At 54.7% G+C, this 19943-nt stretch carries 1 protein-coding gene, 3 tRNA genes and 3 rRNA genes; all 7 read left to right on the forward strand.

Annotation, left to right across the window (positions count from 1 at the left end; all coding sequences use genetic code 11):
• Window positions 1-405 precede the first annotated feature (405 nt).
• The 7 genes from JNX03_RS00005 to JNX03_RS00035 all read left to right on the forward strand — a co-directional run bounded on the left by JNX03_RS00005 (window position 406) and on the right by JNX03_RS00035 (window position 19891).
• Window positions 406-1866, forward strand: a 16S ribosomal RNA gene (locus tag JNX03_RS00005).
• 158 nt (window positions 1867-2024) lie between these two features.
• Window positions 2025-2101 (forward strand) — tRNA-Ile (locus JNX03_RS00010).
• A gap of 22 nt (window positions 2102-2123) precedes the next feature.
• A tRNA-Ala gene (locus JNX03_RS00015) sits at window positions 2124-2199 on the forward strand.
• A gap of 519 nt (window positions 2200-2718) precedes the next feature.
• A 23S ribosomal RNA gene (locus JNX03_RS00020) occupies window positions 2719-5595 on the forward strand.
• An 88-nt stretch (window positions 5596-5683) separates the two neighbouring features.
• Window positions 5684-5798: ribosomal RNA gene (gene rrf, locus JNX03_RS00025) — 5S ribosomal RNA — on the forward strand.
• Together the 16S, 23S and 5S rRNA genes with 3 tRNA genes alongside form the textbook arrangement of a ribosomal RNA operon.
• Before the next feature lie 161 nt (window positions 5799-5959).
• Window positions 5960-6036: transfer RNA gene (locus JNX03_RS00030), tRNA-Met, on the forward strand.
• Window positions 6037-6346: 310 nt separating this feature from the next.
• Complete coding sequence (locus JNX03_RS00035; protein WP_203210474.1) at window positions 6347-19891, forward strand: Ig-like domain-containing protein; 13545 nt, start codon at window positions 6347-6349, stop codon at window positions 19889-19891.
• The last annotated feature ends 52 nt before the right edge of the window (window positions 19892-19943 follow it).

The raw sequence follows: 19943 nt of genomic DNA on the forward strand, positions 1-19943 counted from the left end.
CCCTTACCGGACGAGCGGTGACGCTCTAACGGGGCGCTGGACGGGCCAGACGGAAGCGGAGACGCGGAGGTGAGGTTCGGAGGCGGAGAGAAAATTTGAGGTAATTTCGGCGGGGCGCGCCAAAAAGTTAGGGCGCATCTCGGTGACTTTTGTCTCTACGCTGTTTGAAAATTTGATATCTGAAGAGATATGTGGGCGGTTTGGTTCATTCGATGGATCAACGTCTGTATATCGCGCTCTTAGACTTCGGTCGATGATGGAGTGTCAGCTTCACTGTTTGAGTGGCTTTCGGTTACTTTGGTAACTTTAAGTACATCAAACAGAAAAGACGCCATAAGATTTCAGTAAGGTCTTATGGTCGATGTGCAGAGGTTCGACGTCAAGGATAAGCAAGCAATTGCTTTTCAACTTGAGAGTTTGATCCTGGCTCAGAACGAACGCTGGCGGCAGGCCTAACACATGCAAGTCGAGCGCACCCTTCGGGGTGAGCGGCGGACGGGTTAGTAACGCGTGGGAACATACCCTTTTCTACGGAATAGCCTCGGGAAACTGAGAGTAATACCGTATACGCCCTTCGGGGGAAAGATTTATCGGAGAAGGATTGGCCCGCGTTAGATTAGATAGTTGGTGGGGTAATGGCCTACCAAGTCTACGATCTATAGCTGGTTTTAGAGGATGATCAGCAACACTGGGACTGAGACACGGCCCAGACTCCTACGGGAGGCAGCAGTGGGGAATCTTAGACAATGGGCGCAAGCCTGATCTAGCCATGCCGCGTGTGTGATGAAGGCCTTAGGGTCGTAAAGCACTTTCGCCAGGGATGATAATGACAGTACCTGGTAAAGAAACCCCGGCTAACTCCGTGCCAGCAGCCGCGGTAATACGGAGGGGGTTAGCGTTGTTCGGAATTACTGGGCGTAAAGCGTACGTAGGCGGATCAGAAAGTAGGGGGTGAAATCCCAGGGCTCAACCCTGGAACTGCCTCCTAAACTCCTGGTCTTGAGTTCGAGAGAGGTGAGTGGAATTCCAAGTGTAGAGGTGAAATTCGTAGATATTTGGAGGAACACCAGTGGCGAAGGCGGCTCACTGGCTCGATACTGACGCTGAGGTACGAAAGTGTGGGGAGCAAACAGGATTAGATACCCTGGTAGTCCACACCGTAAACGATGAATGCCAGTCGTCGGGCAGTATACTGTTCGGTGACACACCTAACGGATTAAGCATTCCGCCTGGGGAGTACGGTCGCAAGATTAAAACTCAAAGGAATTGACGGGGCCCGCACAAGCGGTGGAGCATGTGGTTTAATTCGAAGCAACGCGCAGAACCTTACCAACCCTTGACATCCTGTGCTAACCCGAGAGATCGGGCGTTCACTTCGGTGACGCAGTGACAGGTGCTGCATGGCTGTCGTCAGCTCGTGTCGTGAGATGTTCGGTTAAGTCCGGCAACGAGCGCAACCCACATCTTTAGTTGCCATCAGTTCGGCTGGGCACTCTAAAGAAACTGCCCGTGATAAGCGGGAGGAAGGTGTGGATGACGTCAAGTCCTCATGGCCCTTACGGGTTGGGCTACACACGTGCTACAATGGCAGTGACAATGGGTTAATCCCAAAAAGCTGTCTCAGTTCGGATTGGGGTCTGCAACTCGACCCCATGAAGTCGGAATCGCTAGTAATCGCGTAACAGCATGACGCGGTGAATACGTTCCCGGGCCTTGTACACACCGCCCGTCACACCATGGGAGTTGGTTCTACCCGACGACGCTGCGCTAACCTTCGGGGGGCAGGCGGCCACGGTAGGATCAGCGACTGGGGTGAAGTCGTAACAAGGTAGCCGTAGGGGAACCTGCGGCTGGATCACCTCCTTTCTAAGGATGTTCCTAGCCATGATTGTTCGCAATCATCATGGAACACTTAGCAGGTCAGTAAACAAAACTGACCATATTTAGAGGCACTTCGGTGCACTCTACGGACCGAGCCGTCCTCATATCTCTTCAGTTTAAGTTTCAGGCCTACCGGTCTGTATGGGTCGGTAGCTCAGGTGGTTAGAGCGCACGCCTGATAAGCGTGAGGTCGGAGGTTCAAGTCCTCCTCGACCCACCATGTATTCCGCAAGGAAACTGATGGGGCCTTAGCTCAGCTGGGAGAGCGCCTGATTTGCATTCAGGAGGTCAGCGGTTCGATCCCGCTAGGCTCCACCAAACACTTTACGCAGCAAAGTGTGAAGTACTGGCAGTCGTTGCGTGGCAACGATGAGACGTACAGCGTAGAACACATCTTCAAGCATTCGCTGAATGTTTGGACGTCTGTTCTACAGACGACGCGAACGCGCATCCTTTGGATACGCTGCCTCGCGTTGGTCGGACTTTCTTTGAAAGTCGACCGAATTGACATCGTATAGAGAGATACTAACAACACGATTGATCGCGCCGCGTTAGGCGATGATCTCAGTTGCTGCCTCTTCGGAGGCCGGTGCACAACGGACTGTTTCCTCGGTCTGCTGCGCATATCGCGGCTGAAACGAACGTGTTGTCCAAGTCAAGTACACTAACCAGAGTGATGATGCTGCCTCCCGCACGGATGGCAGCTAGAGACATCACTCATTGTCCACTCAGATGAGTGGGCGGGTAAAAGTATGCTTTTGGTTCAGAATAAGAGGATCAGTTTCTTACCAGCTTCTGATCTTCGCGAATGACGCAAGTCTTTCTTTTTCTGGATCAAATCAAGCGCGAAAAGGGCGTTTGGTGAATGCCTTGGCAGTAAGAGGCGATGAAAGACGTGATACTCTGCGATAAGCCATGGGGAGCTGAGAATAAGCTTTGATCCATGGATTTCTGAATGGGGCAACCCACCTGATACTGTGTTATTTATACTACCAGACAGACGTTGTTTGCGGGTTCGCCCTCAAGGAGCGCTCCGCGCGGTAGGGCAAAATAATATGGTAAACCAGGTATTTTTAGGCTGAATATATAGGCTTAAAAAGGCAAACCCGGGGAACTGAAACATCTAAGTACCCGGAGGAAAGGAAATCAATATGATACTCCCCTAGTAGCGGCGAGCGAACGGGGACCAGCCGAGCCATGATTGTGGTTAGAATGCGTTGGAATGCGCAACCAAAGTGGGTGATAGTCCCGTATAAGAAGCATGATTGGACGTATTAAGTAGGGCGGAACACGTGAAATTCTGTCTGAAGATCGGAGGACCACCTTCGAAGGCTAAGTACTCCTTACTGACCGATAGTGAACCAGTACCGTGAGGGAAAGGTGAAAAGCACCCCGACGAGGGGAGTGAAACAGTACCTGAAACCGAACGCCTACAATCAGTTGGAGGGACCTTGCGTCCTGACAGCGTACCTTTTGTATAATGGGTCATCGACTTGGTCTCACGAGCAAGCTTAAGCCGTTAGGTGTAGGCGTAGCGAAAGCGAGTCTTAATAGGGCGTCGAGTTCGTGGGATCAGACCCGAAACCGAGTGATCTAGGCATGGCCAGGTTGAAGGTAAGGTAACACTTACTGGAGGACCGAACCCACATCTGTTGAAAAAGATCGGGATGAGCTGTGCCTAGGGGTGAAAGGCCAATCAAACTCGGAGATAGCTGGTTCTCTGCGAAATCTATTTAGGTAGAGCGTCGACCGAATACCATCGGGGGTAGAGCACTGGATGGGTAATGGGGCCCCACAGGCTTACTGATCCTAACCAAACTCCGAATACCGATGAGTACTAGTCGGCAGACACACGGCGAATGCTAACGTCCGTCGTGAAGAGGGAAACAACCCTGACCTCCAGCTAAGGCCCCTAATTCATGGCTAAGTGGGAAAGCAGGTGAGACGACCAAAACAACCAGGAGGTTGGCTTAGAAGCAGCCATCCTTTAAAGATAGCGTAACAGCTCACTGGTCTAAATAAGTTGTCTTGCGGCGAAGATGTAACGGGGCTCAAGCCATGAGCCGAAGCTGAGGATGCATTTATTGCATGGTAGCAGAGCGTAGTGTGACATAAGACTTTGTCTCCTTACTTCCTTCGGGAATATTGGAGACGTAGTCTTTTCTGTGAAGCTGGCGCGTGAGCGATCCGGTGGAGAGATCACTAGTGAGAATGATGACATGAGTAGCGACAAAGAGTGTGAGAGACACTCTCGCCGAAAGTCCAAGGGTTCCTGCTTAAAGCTAATCTGAGCAGGGTAAGCCGACCCCTAAGGCGAGGCCGAAAGGCGTAGTCGATGGGAACCAGGTTAATATTCCTGGGCCAGATGGAAGTGACGGATCTCGAGGGTAGTTCATCCTTATCGGATTGAATGGGCTGCTTAGAGGTCCCTGGAAATAGCTCCATCATGAGATCGTACCCTAAACCGACACAGGTGGACAGGTAGAGAATACCAAGGCGCTTGAGAGAACTATGTTGAAGGAACTCGGCAAAATACCTCCGTAAGTTCGCGAGAAGGAGGCCCGGTTCCTAGGCAACTAGGGGCTGGGGGCACAAACCAGGGGTGGCGACTGTTTTTATTAAAAACACAGGGCTCTGCGAAGTCGCAAGACGACGTATAGGGTCTGACGCCTGCCCGGTGCCTGAAGGTTAAAAGGAGGGGTGAGAGCTCTGAATTGAAGCCCAGGTAAACGGCGGCCGTAACTATAACGGTCCTAAGGTAGCGAAATTCCTTGTCGGGTAAGTTCCGACCTGCACGAATGGCGTAACGACTTCCCCGCTGTCTCCAACATAGACTCAGCGAAATTGAATTACCGGTCAAGATGCCGGTTACCCGCGGTTAGACGGAAAGACCCCGTGCACCTTTACTACAGCTTCACACTGGCATTAGGCCGAACATGTGCAGGATAGGTGGTGGGCTTTGAAACGTGAACGCCAGTTTGCGTGGAGCTCCCTTGAGATACCACCCTTGTTCTGCTTGATGTCTAACCGCGGTCCGTTATCCGGATCCGGGACCCTGTGTGGCGGGTAGTTTGACTGGGGCGGTCGCCTCCTAAATCGTAACGGAGGCGCGCGAAGGTTGGCTCAGAGCGGTCGGAAATCGCTCGTTGAGTGCAATGGCAGAAGCCAGCCTGACTGCGAGACTGACAAGTCGAGCAGAGTCGAAAGACGGCCATAGTGATCCGGTGGTCCCAAGTGGGAGGGCCATCGCTCAACGGATAAAAGGTACGCCGGGGATAACAGGCTGATACTGCCCAAGAGTCCATATCGACGGCAGTGTTTGGCACCTCGATGTCGGCTCATCTCATCCTGGGGCTGGAGCAGGTCCCAAGGGTACGGCTGTTCGCCGTTTAAAGAGGTACGTGAGCTGGGTTTAGAACGTCGTGAGACAGTTCGGTCCCTATCTTCCGTGGGTGTAGGATACTTGAGAGGAGTTGCCCCTAGTACGAGAGGACCGGGGTGAACGATCCACTGGTGGACCAGTTGTTATGCCAATAGCAGTGCTGGGTAGCTATGATCGGACAGGATAACCGCTGAAGGCATCTAAGCGGGAAGCCCCCCTCAAAACAAGGTATCCCTGAGAGCCGAGGTAGACCACCTCGTCGATAGGCCAGAGATGTAAGCGTAGTAATACGTTCAGTTGACTGGTACTAATGGCTCGATAGGCTTGATTTGATCCAGTAAAAGCAAGACTTTACTCGATAAATCAAAAGCATACACAACACAGTGTACTGACTTGGAAAACTCTAAAAACTTTATTTGGTTTGGTGATCATAGCGCGAGCAAAACACCCAGCCCCATCCCGAACCTGGCCGTTAAGTGCCGTAGCGCCGATGGTACTGCGTCTTAAGACGTGGGAGAGTAGGTCATCGCCAAACCTAATAAGGTTTTTAGAGCAGTATCTCTCAACGATGACAAACAAGACACAATGCCTGATACAAAAAATGTAACAGGACAAAAAGGCCTCAAGCACAACACCGTGCAAAAGGCCAAAAAACGGCCTCAAAAAGCACTCCGTGCACAAGGCCAACAAAAGTGTCGCGGGATGGAGCAGCCCGGTAGCTCGTCAGGCTCATAACCTGAAGGTCGTAGGTTCAAATCCTACTCCCGCAACCAATATCAGAACAATAAAAACAGAAACACCGCCCCATGGGGCGTAAACGCGTTTCATGCAGACCTGGGAGTGCCGGCAACGACTCTTCTACCTGTGGTTGTAACCCCTTAAATTCACAGCGGGATTCTTGACAATTATGTTGCTTATGAAGGGCGCGTGGGTCAGCATGGTGGCCGACTGCCCAAGAAATCAAGAGTTCTTGCGCAACGTCAGTCCGGAAAATCGATCTAGAGTTTGATCGTCGGGTGCTCCAACAGCGTTCGACGGAAATTTTTTCTAGCCGTTGAACCCTCTTATTGTGGTGGGGATACAATGGAAGACGACGATACTCTGCAAGAGTCAGCCGCTGTAAAGCTACGGGACGCCGCCAGTATTTCATGGTCCGTCGCGGACGCTGCGGGGACGGCCAAGAAGGTCGTCAAACTGGCGTCCAAGCCATTCAAATCCGTTGAAAAACTCAAAGACAAGGTCAAGAAGCTCGAAAAGGCCGCCAAGGTCATTGAGGATATTTCTGACTCCCTCAAGTCGGTGTCCTTTACACGCCCCGCAGCAAAGGTGACCGATAAGGTTGCAGAGAAGGTGATTGACTACACCAAGAAGGTGGAAACCAAGATTGAAGCCCTCGAAGGGACATCGACCAAAATCGGCGATTTCCTCTTTAATGTTCAAAAACAGCTTGGGAACATCAACAAGGCCACAAATGCTCTTGGCGTCGCAGCAGAAGCCTATTCACGTAAACTGGCCAGCGCCGAACAGAACCTGGCGCCCGCAGCATCACAGTTTTCCACTGGGGTCGAGTTTCTGGACAAGGAGTCCGCCGATGCGCGGGCGATCGCGGTGCAGTTGGCAGAGGCGCGCATTTCCCAGGCGGATAGCATCAATGGCCCTTTGCTCCTGCTCGTCACGCAATTGTCCGAAATCGACCAGGCCATGGAAGAGTTGTCGTCCAAGCTGGACAATGACCTGTTGGATATCGTTGTCGATCTCGCGGAATCCCTTGGCGCCATCACTGATGTGGTCAGCAAGATTACCGACCCACTAGAGACCGTTCTGGATTACCTCGGACCGGTGCTGGATCTGATGGGGTCATTCTTTAGCTTCCTTCTGGCTCCGGTTGAGGCGGCGCTGGAATGGATTATCGATAAAATCGGGATCACGGCCTTGCTGGAAAAGGCCGCTGACGAAATCACATCGCTTTTGCCAAATATCGATCTGTTGGACGGTCTGGCCGAAAAGCTGGAAAAACTGTTCCTTGAGGAAATTCAGGACTTTTATGAGACTGAAATCGTCGCGAAATACGCCAGTATTCTCGAAACGATCAACAATCCGAACTTCCCCGAAACACTGTCCATCGGGACGGATGGGGACAATACGCTCAACGGGTCCATGAATGCCACAGGCAGCCTGACCCTTGATGGGCTCGGCGGCAACGATAACATCTTTGGCGGTGATTTTGACGATACACTGAACGGCGGCACGGGCCGGGACATTCTGTCCGGCGGCGGTGGCAATGATATTATTGACGGCGGCACGGACAACCCGAACGGCGATGAAGATGACGAGAGCCCCGACAGCGTGATTTATGCGGGCAACCGCGAAGACTATAATTACACCGCCGTTATCAGTGATGGCGTGGCGACCGGGGATTGGATCGTCGTCGACACCCGCGAAACGATCACCGTGGACGGCGTGGTCACACAACGCAACGACGGCAAAGACATTCTCAAGAATATTGAGTTGATCATTTTTGCCGATGACGGTTTGGACCTGCGGCTGTTTGATCAACTGATCGAGACCCGCAGTAAAGATGGCGAGATTGCCTATGTGTCCCCCTATGCCACCAATCTGGAGCCGATTGGCGGGCAATTGCCGCTCACGCTTGATGGCCAACGTGATTGGGTCTACGGCGCCTACGGGCTCGATATTCTCATCACGGGCGGCGGCAATGACCAGCTGAGCAGTGGCGGCAACGGGCGCATCACACGCCGGAAATATGATGGCGACGCCTTGTTCGGTGGCGAAGGCGATGATGTCTATGTGGTCAGCCCTGATGGCTATGACCGTGATCTGATCATCGATTCCGGCGGCATCGACACAGTGGATTACAATCTGGCGAGCGGGGGGGTGAAGGTGTATCTCGGCTCGACAAACCCAAACGACAGGGAAGCCTTCTACATCCCGCCTTCGGTCGAATTTCATGCGGATTTCGATGGCAATGACATCAACGATCCGGTCACGATTATCACCGAGCACCCAGATGGCAGCACCACCTCAGAGACCGTCACCTACAACGCTGGTGTGATCCAGGGCATCGAAAATGTCGTTGGGTCGGACAACCATGACATCATCATCGGCAATGACGATGTGAATCGGCTTGATGGTGGCGCTGGCAACGACATGATCCGCGGCCTTGATGGCAATGACGAGATCTATGGCGGCTCTGGCAACGACATCCTGATTGGGGATTGGGGGGATGACTATCTCGAAGGAGGCACTGGCGGAAACGTTTATATCGGTGGTCTCGGTGACGATGATATCAACGACACTGCGGGCGGCTATGGCACAGTCAAATATTCGACGATTGCGATATCATCCCTCTACGATCAAAGTGTAGAGTTCCCGGATTTCGCCATAACCGGCTTTGACGCCTTCAATGTCAATGACATGCCCGGCGGGATCGTTGTTGTGCAAACATCGGAGCCGGGCCAGCAGCAGGTCGCAAAATATCAGACAAGCGTAAACGTTGGTGACCGCTACGGCGTGGACTACCTCGAAGACATCGAATACATCGTCGGCAGCACGGGCGGCGATTATATTTTCTCGCTCCGCGGCAAGAGCCAGCACATTTACGGCAATGGCGGAGACGACCAGCTTTTTGCCGATGAAGTCGATATCGGCAACGTGTTCTACGGCGGCGCCGGTTCTGACCTTTTTGTCTCACACGCCTTTTCGCCGGACCTATTCTATGGCGGCAGCGAAAGCGATACCGTGCGTGTCTGGAACGACAACACGGTCGATGGTGACGAGCTGTACGGCGATGAGGCAGCGACGGGGCTTCAATTGCCTTTGGACGGTGTTGATATACTGGATCTGCGCAACAGCAATTTTGCCTGGCATGTACATATCGACCCGCTGAGCCCCCTTGGCAGCCTGGTCGGCAAAGAGACCATTCTGCGCACCGATGTCGAGGATTCGCTGTTCATTCAGCAAACCGTCGGCGTGAATGGTGTCGAAGAGGGCGACATCGTTCCTACAGATTTCGGCAAGGTACCGGGCGCGCTCCAGGCCAATTCGAACACGCCGGACGAAGGCGGCCTCGCAACGGCGTTTTCCGGTTTTGAGCACATTATCGGATCAGACCAGCGGGACATAATCACCGGCGGCTATATCCTGTCTCCGGTCATCTTTGAGGGCAATGGCGGCGACGATGTCCTTTATGTCAGCCAGTTTACCACAGGTGAACTTTATGGTGGCGATGGCGATGACGTTTTGGGCACCTATAACCCTACCAACGGTGATGTTGCGTTTGTACGTCTTTACGAAAAGGACAAGATCACCACACTGTCCGGTGGCGCGGGTAACGATGTATTTGTCGCGGGCGACTTTCGGGAAAGCTATGAAGGCGGTGAGGGGCTGGACAGGCTCACTTTTGAGACCAGCCGCGCAAGTGTTATTGTCAATCTCAGCACCAATCAGGTCGATGGTGGCTATGCCGAGGGCGACATCCTGCTGGGCGGCATCGAAGATGTCACCGGCACGCAATTCGAAGACACCATCACCGGCGACGAAGAGCTGAACGAAATTGTCGGCTGGGACGGCATCGATGTGTTGCTGGGATTGGGCGGCGCGGACAATCTCTTTGGTGGTGACGGCAATGATTTCCTCTATGGCGGTGCGGGCAATGATTACTTGCATGGCGGCAATGGCGGCGATCTGTTGGATGGCGGTGCAGGGATTGATACGGCATCGTGGAATTTCTATCAGGTTCATCCAAAGGGCGGCGTAGAACGTCTGACCAACGACACCTCCGACATCGTTGCGGATCTTGAAACCGGGCAAGCGGGCACGGACATCCTGATCAGTATCGAAAACCTTACCGGCGGTGTGGGCCACGATACGCTGCGTGGGGACGCAGGTGACAATCTTTTGGCCGGCTCAATCGGTGATGACCTGCTGCAGGGTCGCGACGGCGCGGACCTGCTGATTGGCGGCGTTGGCGATGACACGGTCGAAGGCGGCGCTGGCGATGATGCGCTCTTTGGCGGGGCGGGTGTCAACGTCCTGGATGGCGGCGCGGATTTCGACACGATTGACTACGGCGTTCTGGAACTTGGCGTTCAGGTCATCATGTCGGGCGTGGGCGAACGTGCAGGCGACACGTCCGGGATCGTCCGGTCTTACACGCCCGTTGATCTGTTCATCTGGAGCGACAGCGAAACAGAAACCACCTTTGACGGCTATGTAGAGCAGACCACGATCACCACTGGCACCACCGAGGCGCGCAGCACCTATGAGGTCTTTGATCAAGGCAATGACGACCCGGACGATGACGTTTATGTCCCACGCGGGTCCATCACCCCCGAACGGGTCTGGAAGTTCCTGAACCTAAGCTATGCAACACAGACCAGTGACGCGGATGACATTCCCTTCTTGCCCGGTCTGCTGCTGCCAGAGCAAGAAGTCGAAGTCGTCGAGCGGTTTGAAGAAGCCGTCGATATATTTTCAAATATTGAACGTATTGCCGGATCGCAGGGCGCAGATTTCATTCTCGGCAACGCCGAGAATACCGTGTTCTATGGCGGCCTTGGCGGCGATGTCATTGATGGCGGCGGTGGCATTGACACCATGAGCTATGCCTTCTCCGAAATCGGCGTATCGGTCGATCTGAAGATGATGACCTTTTCGGGGGGCGAGGCGGAAGGTGACCAGATCATCAATATGGAGAACCTGATCGGCTCGGGCCAGTCGGATGCCCTGAGCGGGAATGATCTGGACAACACCATTGTTTTGGGCACAGGCAACGACAGCGCCCGCGGTTATGACGGGGTCGATACGGTTGTTTTGGGCTTCGATTTTAGAGATATCGCCCAAATCCAAGGGTTTGCCGATGGCGTCAACATCATGCGCTTTGAAGGTGACGTGCCGATCTCGGTTGATTTTATCGCGGATGATATCGAAATCCTGTCTTTTGAGGATGGCGACAAGACATTTGCCGAGATCAAAGCGCTCGCCAATGATGGCACCGAAGGGTCCGACGTCCTGATCGGTACGCCCGTCCCGGATACGCTTGACGGGCGCGGCGGCAATGACATTGTGCAAGGTCTGGACAGTGCGGATCTGCTGCTTGGCAGTGCGGGCAACGATCTGCTGCAAGGTCAGGGCGGCGATGATCGTCTGATCGGCGGCTTGGGGCGCGACCGTTTTATTGGCGGCATGGGCGATGACACCTTCATCATCGACGACAGCACCGAGATCATCACCGAAGCAGATGGCGAGGGCGAAGATACCGCAGAAAGCTCGGTCGATTTTGCGCTGCCCGATCACGTGGAAACGCTGGTCTTGACCGGAACAGACGGGACCACAGGCACAGGCAACGATGCGGCCAACACGATCATCGGCTCGGACGCTGCAAACGTGCTGGTCGGCAAAGCCGGGCGCGATACGCTGGATGGCGGCTTGGGGGCCGATACGCTTTTGGGCGGCGCGGATGGCGACGTCTATCTGATCAACGAAACCATCGACCTGATCTTTGGAGAGGCCGAAGATGGCGGCTTTGACGCGGTCTATGCGACCGTTGATTATACTTTGCCGGACAATGTCGAACTGCTGGCTGTTGCGAACGGGGCCAGCGTTCATGCCATCGGCAATGACGGTGTAAACGAGTTCTACACCGGGCTGCGGCTTCTGGATGGCAACAGCAACCCGACCGACGGCACCGGCGGCAGCACATTTGATGGCAAGGCGGGCGCGGATATCCTGGTCCTTGGCCATGACTTCGAAGGCAGCACCTTTGATTTTGACGATGAAGGCTATCTGACCATCACTTTCGATGAGCTCACAAACCGTGCGACCAACATCGAGAAATTCGATTTTACCGATCAGTTTCTTACGTTAGATGACTTGATCACAACGGTATTCGCCCCCACGGGCAGTGTGATCGTGCCGGGCGTCGAGGGTGACGTCATCTTCGGCATCGACATGTCGGATGCGTCAAACGGTGCCCAGTTCGTGCATGTGGCCAGTGCGCCCGGCGCCAACGATGTCATCTACAATTTCTCAACTGCTTTTGGTGACAATGGCGCCGGCACATTTCTTGGCCATAGTTTCACCGACCCGGCCACCAGTCAGGTCGAAGTTCTGGCGGTCGTGCCGGGCGATGCGCCGTCAGCAGCGCAGTTCTATCTGTCGGGCATTTTCCGACCTCTAGATGTGATGACCGAAGCCAATTGGACCTACTACCAGGTCGCTGTGTTTGGCGGCGAAGATAATCTGAGCGGCACGCATTTGGGCGATACCCTCAGAGGGTTCGAAGGCGACGATACCCTCTTCGGAGATGGCGGCAACGACTTGATCAAAGGCGATGGCGGCGACGACAGTATCTCGGGCGGGCAGGGGGATGACACATTATTCGGCGGCGCGGGCGAAGACACCCTTGTTGGCGGCAACGGCGTTTTCAACGATTTTTACAATGGCGGCGAGGGTGACGATACGCATTTTGGCGGCAACGGCGTCAACACGATTTTCCTCCATGCACAGATGGGCGCGGATGTTGCCTTTGACTTCGACGCGGCGAAAGATTTCATCGACACTTCGCTTCTGACCGAGGCCGAGCGAGATCTGATGGCGGTCACAATTGATAACGCGGATACGCTGATCGGATTGTCCGATGGTGGTTCCCTTCGTTTGATTGGCACGCAGATCAACGATTTGCCGATTGTGCCCTTTGACACTGGCGAAACCGACCCGGTTGAGTTTGACCTTGGCCTTGGCACCAACGGCTTTGAATTCCCCGAAATCATTGCTGTCTCGGCGGCGGGTGACATCAACAATGACGGCATCGACGATTTCATGGTGGGTTGGACAGACCGGACTTTCTTTGCCACGATCACGCCGATTGCCTATGTGGTTTACGGCAAGGATGACGCGGATTTTGATCCGCTGACCCAGCCATTCCTGCTGGATCTTGATGAAGGTTTCTCTGTTCTGGCAGAAACGGGGGATGCCAACATTTCCCTCGCCGCGGCCGGTGACGTCAACAATGACGGAATTGATGATTTTATGGTGGGCACCTCAGAGTCGACCCACGTCATATTTGGCCGAGATGGTGATTTTTTAGATCACGTCGATCTTGGTGGTTTGGGCGCTACAGAAGGTGTGAAGCTGGCGATGGAGGGTGCGAACGGCCAGCAGTTCATTGAAGGCGGTTTTGACATCAACGGGGACGGCATTGACGATATGATCGTCAGTGACGGCGCATACTACGGCAGTTCCACGCATGTTGTGTTCGGCTCTGACGCGGCTGATCCCTTGCCTGCGACGATCTCGGGTGCGGATCTGGACGGCACCAACGGCTTTACCCTGCTTGGGCCGAGCTATTTCACCAATCCCGGCGATTCACTGGCGTCTGCGGGTGACGTCAACGGCGATGGTTTTGACGATCTCATTATCGGATCGCGTTACCACAGCGTCGAATCCCCGGATGGCTCCAGCTACACATGGACCGGCGGCGCATTCATCCTGTTTGGCAGTGATCAAGCCTTTGCAAGCAGCATCGAACTGGAAAAGATGACCGCCGATCAGGGCTTCTTGATCGACGGCGACATCGACGGAGGTCAAAGCCGTACGGGCGGCGTGGTCCAAGGCGGCGGTGACGTCAACGGCGACGGATTTGATGATGTGGTCATCATGATTTCACGCGCGATCCACAAAGGCCCCTTCAGCACTGCGGTAGAAGGTGATCTGATTGAACGGGCTTATGTGTTGTTCGGGTCGGGCGATCCCATGGGCGAAAGCTTTGATCTGGACGATGGCGGTACGGGCCGGCGGGTCAGTCTGGCAGACCTGGACGGGACAGATGGCACAGTGTTCACGCTGGCGATCCCCGAAGGATATAATTCGCCAAACCCCAATACACAGAGTGATTTCAAATCCTTAATCGGCGGCGGTGCAATCGAGATCGTGGATGATCTGAACAATGACCGAATTGCGGACATTGTGATCGGGACAACCACGTTTTCCCGCGAGGTCGTTTACGATCAGGACACGGGCGAGAGCACCGATACTAGCCTCAACACCGGCCAAACTTTTGTCCTTTACGGGCGCACCGAAGGATTTGGCGGTGTTTTTGAGCTTGAAGACCTCACCGATCTGGACGGGTTTGTTGTCGACGGATTTGAGGGGGATGGATCGGGCCGCATCGTGCGTTATGCGGGCGATGTGAACAACGATGGCGGCGCGGATTTCCTTATCGGGGCAAGCAGTTCGCCCAGCAAGCTGATCTTCGGCACGCCGTTTTCTGACCTGCCAACGCTCGGCACGATTGAGATCACGGGGCTGGCGCAGGAAGACGAAACGCTTACCGCAAACATGGAGAACCTGTCAGACGGAGACGGCTTTGCGACACTGGATTTCCAGTGGTATCGCAACGGCACGCCGGTTCAGGGGGCGACAGAGGCGACCTATCTGTTGACGCAGGCCGATGTGGACGGTGAGTTTTATGTGACACTGAGCTATGTCGATAACTTCGGCAATGCGGGCATCGCACAGAGTGATCTGCTTGGCCCGATTGTGAATGTGAACGATGCGCCAACGGCAGAAGCGGACAGCTATACCGCCTTTGAGGACAAGCCGCTGCGGATGGATCTGCAAGCCAATGATTTTGATGCAGATGGCGATGATCTGACCTACAGCTTTTTCACCTCGACCATTGGCGGTGCGGGGACACTCACTGTCAATGACGACAAGACAGTGACTTTCACGGCGGCAGATCAGTTCCTTGGGCCTGTGTTCTTTACCTATCAGCTAATCGACGAAGACGGCGTGGCATCTGTCGCCACGGCCGTTAATATCGACGTGGTCGAGGTCAATGATGCACCTGAGATCACCGATCTGGCGGTTACAATTGTCGAAGAAAACTCTGTGACGCTGTCGCCCTTGCTGGGTGTCACGGACGAAGAGGGCGACGCATTTTCGATTGTCGATGCCTATCTCGGCGACAAGACCGAGATCAGCTTTACCGACGATACGATCACCATCACTGGCGATCTGAACGCAACCGGCGATGACATCGTGGCCTATACCGTTCGCGATGCCAGAGGCGCCGAGGCAACGGCTTATATCGCGGTGGCAATATCGCCGGTCAATGATGCGCCGATGCCCGTGGATGACTTTGCGCGAGGACCGGAAAACCTTGTTCAGATTGTGGATGTTCTGGCCAATGACACGGACCCCGATGAGGGCGATGTCCTGACGGTCGTAAGCGTTACAGACGGCACATTCAGTACCTCAAAGATCAACGCAGACGGCACCATTTCCGTAACCCCGATTGCAGAAGAGTTCGGCACAGAGGTTCTCACCTACACGATGCGCGATGCTGACGGGGTTGAGCGGCAAGCAACGCTGACATTGACTTTTGATCAGGTGAACGACCCGCCGGTTGCTTTTGATGACCATGTGACCGTGAACGAAGATGCCTCCATAGAGATCGACGTGCGCGCCAATGATGAGGATTTTGGCGAAGAAGATATCTTTGTGGTCAGTTTTACGGCGCCCAACTCTGGCGAGGTTGCGCTGCTGGAAAACGGCAACCTGCTTTACACGCCGGACCCGGATTTTGATGGGGAAGACAGCTTCAAGTACCTGCTGTCCGACCATGATGCCAAAGTCAGCGGTGCGTCGGTCTTTGTGGAGGTCACGCCCCAGCCGGACGATCCGGTTGCCAAGAATTTCACCGTTGAACTTCAGCAGGGCAGCACCGTGATGTTTGACCCGCGCCTGTCGGCGACGGGCAACCCGGCGGATGCCGACAGTGACCCCGACCGCGATCCGCTGGGCATCAGCAGCTTTGCCGAGGCTGAGGATGGCACCGTTGAATTTGCGGCAAACGGATTGGGCCTGATCTACACGCCGGATGCCGATTTCTTTGGCACGGATACCTTTGACTATGTCATCGACGACGGCACAGGGCGCACAGACACGGCCAACATCACAGTCACCGTCCACCGCAACGATGTGCCAATCGCCCGGCCCGACAGCTTTGAATTGGTCGAAGATACCAACATTATCATTGATGTTTTTGAAGCTTACCCCGGCGGCATTTTGGAGAATGATGATGACGCCGAAGGTGATTTCTTTGCATTTCAGAGCATCGGCACAGCGGTCAATGGCGCGATTGCCTTTAATGCGATCGAAGGCACAATCACCTATACGCCTGACGCCAATCTCTTTGGCACTGGCCTCGATACGGTCAATTACTTTCTTTCAGACAGTTTCGGGCGCGTTGTCAGTTCCACCATCACCTTTAACGTGATCGGCCAGGACGACGCGCCGGTGGCCTTCGACGATGTGGCGACCACGGGGGAAGACACACCTTTTGCCATTGATGTCCTCGCCAATGACGAGGATTTCGGCGAAGGCGATCTGTCGTTCAACGGGTTCTCGCAAGGTGCCTTTGGCGGTGTGGTTTTGTTGTCCGATGATACGCTGCATTATTCGCCCAACGCCAATTTCAATGGCCAGGACAGCTTTACCTACGGGATCAGGGACACAGCCGGAAACACCAGCACGGCCACGGTCACGGTGAACGTAACAGACGAGCCCGATACACCGACAGCCAATGACGACACGGCCCAAGGCAGTGAGGATGTGGCACTGGTGATCGACGTGCTTGGCAATGACACGCATCCAGATACTGGCGCCGTTTTGACCGTTGTTGATGTCACAAACGGCACCTTCAGTACATCCGTGATCAATCCGGATGGAACAATCACCGTGACGCCCGAGGCAGAGGCGTTTGGCACAGAGATCCTGACCTATACAGTGCGCGACAGCGCCAGTGCGGAAAGCCAGGCGCAGATCACTGTCAGCTTTGCCGCCGTGGACGATGCGCCTGTGGCGCTCAATGACATTGCCACGACGGACGAAGACACCCCCATCGAGATTGACGTGCTGGCCAATGATCTGGACTTTGGCGAGAATGACATTTCGATCCTCGGTTTCTCAGAAGGCAATTCGGGCGGTGTGATTGAACTGGCCAATGGCAATCTGCTTTATACGCCGGATCAGGATTTCAACGGCCCGGACAGCTTTACCTATGTGATCACCGACAACGCAGGGCAGGAAAGCACAGCAACCGTTTCCATCGATGTTGCGGCGCTGCCGGATGATCCGGATGCCAAGGACAAATCTATTTTTGTCCAGCAAGACAGCAGCTTAACCTTTGATCCTCTGCAATCGACCACTGGCAATCCTGCGGATAGCGACAGTGACCCCGATGGCGATGCGGTTTTCTTGGATACCTTTGCGACCGCCCAAAACGGCACGCTCGCGCTCTCCGACGATCTGACCCAGCTTATCTACACCCCCGATGCGGGCTTTATCGGCGAGGACACATTTCTGTATCGGATCGGTGATGGCACCGGACGGTTTGATGAGGCCAGTTTGACCGTCACCGTGGGCCGCAACGACGCCCCCGTCGCACGACCAGACAGCTATGAGCTGAACGAAGACACCACTCTCACCATCGATCTTGCAGGCGGCGACAGCCCGCTTGCCAATGACGATGACACAGAGGGCGATCCGTTTTCTTTGACCAATGTGGGCGCTGCGGCCAATGGGGTGGTCCAGTTCGATGCAAATCAGAACACGATCACCTACACACCAAACGCAAACCTGTTTGGTGATGCCTTGGACGTCGTGGAATACACCATCGTTGACAGTTTTGGCCGGTCGGTGACCTCGACCATGAGCTTTAACGTTGCTCCCCAGGACGACCCGATCACCGGGGATTTGCTGATCCAGACCAGCTTTGACGTTTTTGGAAACCCCGAGTTCATGCTTGATGCATCGCAACTGGAAGATGCTGACGGATTACCGGCCCTGTCCTTGGATGACCTTCTAGATGGCGCAACGCCCACGGATGATGAATTTGGCTATTTCGACAACTGGGTGTGGCGGATCGATGGGGGCGTTGTCGAAGGCTTTGATGCGCAATATTTCCCCGCGCCGGACGACGGGCAGAAACAGCTCACAGTAGAGGCAACCCTGACGGATGAGCAGGGCAACACCAGCTTGATCCAGAGCGCGGCCGTTTCTGTGCCTGATGTGCGGGTCATTATCTCTTATAACCTGCAACCCGGCGTGGATGACTTGTTTGATCCCTTCGACGGTTCGGGAGGTCCAAATGGGGCAATCCCCGGTTTTGTAAATCTGAAAGGGTTTGAACTGGGCAGAGACCGGATTGATCTGCGTGACGTTGCCTTGCTTGATGCGCTGAGCGCCGTGAACGATGCCACCGAGGGCAGCGCGGTTTTGATCTTTGACAATGGTAGCGTCCTGCGGATCGAAGGGGAGGGCGTGAGTCCGGACACTTTGACCTTTGACGATTTCCTGTTTGCCGACGGCAACATTGAACCCACCGGCACACCGGATGTGAACGGCGAGACCGAACAGGGGGCCGTGCTTCAGGCGGATCCGTCTACGGTCGAGGACGTCGAGAAAATCAACCCGGACAGCGTTACGTATCAATGGCAGCGTGACGGCGTGGATATTCCGGGTGGAACACAAATTACCTACACCCTCACCGAAGAGGATGTCGGCAAGACCATCACCGTGATCTACATGTTCGAAGACAGTTTTGGCACGCCGGAAACGGTCACCAGCGAAGGTGTCGGACCGATCATTGCCACCGGCGAGGAGATCACAGGCGGCACGGGCTCCGAGGCTCTTGACGGCACGGCAGGGTCAGACGTCATTCGCGCCCTTGATGGCGATGACGTGATCAATCCGGGCAAGGGCAATGACACTGTCGACGGCGGCGCAGGCATAGATCGCGCCATTTATTCCGGCGACCAGCTGGGCTATACCCTGACCTTCACCCCTGACGGCACTCGGATCACCGATCGCCGCGCCGGCGGCGATGGCACGGATGAGCTTATCGACGTTGAGTTTCTGGATTTCGAAACTGAGTTGCCGATCTTTGGTGGTCAGCCTATGCCACTGAACATCTTTGGCGGTCCGGCTTCACTGACGGCCGAAGAGTTTGCGCCGATCATTGAGCTTTATATCGCGTATTTCAACCGCGCCCCGGATGCGCTGGGCCTCTACTTCTGGGCGACATCCTTTACCACCGGCACCTCGCTGGAAGAGATGGCAACCCTGTTTGTCGGGCAACCGGAAACGCAGCTTGAATATCCCGAAGGCACGGCCAACGACGTCTTTGCGCAGACCGTCTATAACAACGTGCTTGGCCGGACACCCGATGCTGCCGGTTTCAACTTCTGGGTTGGGTTGTTGGACAACGGTTTTGTCGCACGTGATGCCTTTATCCTTGAAGTCCTGCGGGGCGCCAAAGCCGATCCAGCGCCGGGTTCAACGCAAGAGTTTATCGACCAGCAACAGCTCGACCAGGCCTATTTGCAGACCAAGACAGACATCGGCGCCTACTATTCCGTTCTCAAAGGCATGTCCGAGGTCAACAATGCCAAGACCGCGATGGCGCTTTATGATGGATCAGCGCAAAGCGTCGCTGACACGCTCTTTGCCATCGACGCCTATTTCGAAGACGCGCTTGATCCCAATACGGGAGAGTTCTTGATGCAGCTGATCGGCGTCATCGATGACCCGTTTGCGATTGCCTAAACGGCCGGGGACGGGGCAGGACGTGCAGATGATCTGTTTGCGGTTGGTCATG

Origin of the sequence: Sulfitobacter mediterraneus, from assembly GCF_016801775.1 — a bacterium.
Taxonomy (GTDB): Bacteria; Pseudomonadota; Alphaproteobacteria; order Rhodobacterales; family Rhodobacteraceae; genus Sulfitobacter; species Sulfitobacter mediterraneus_A.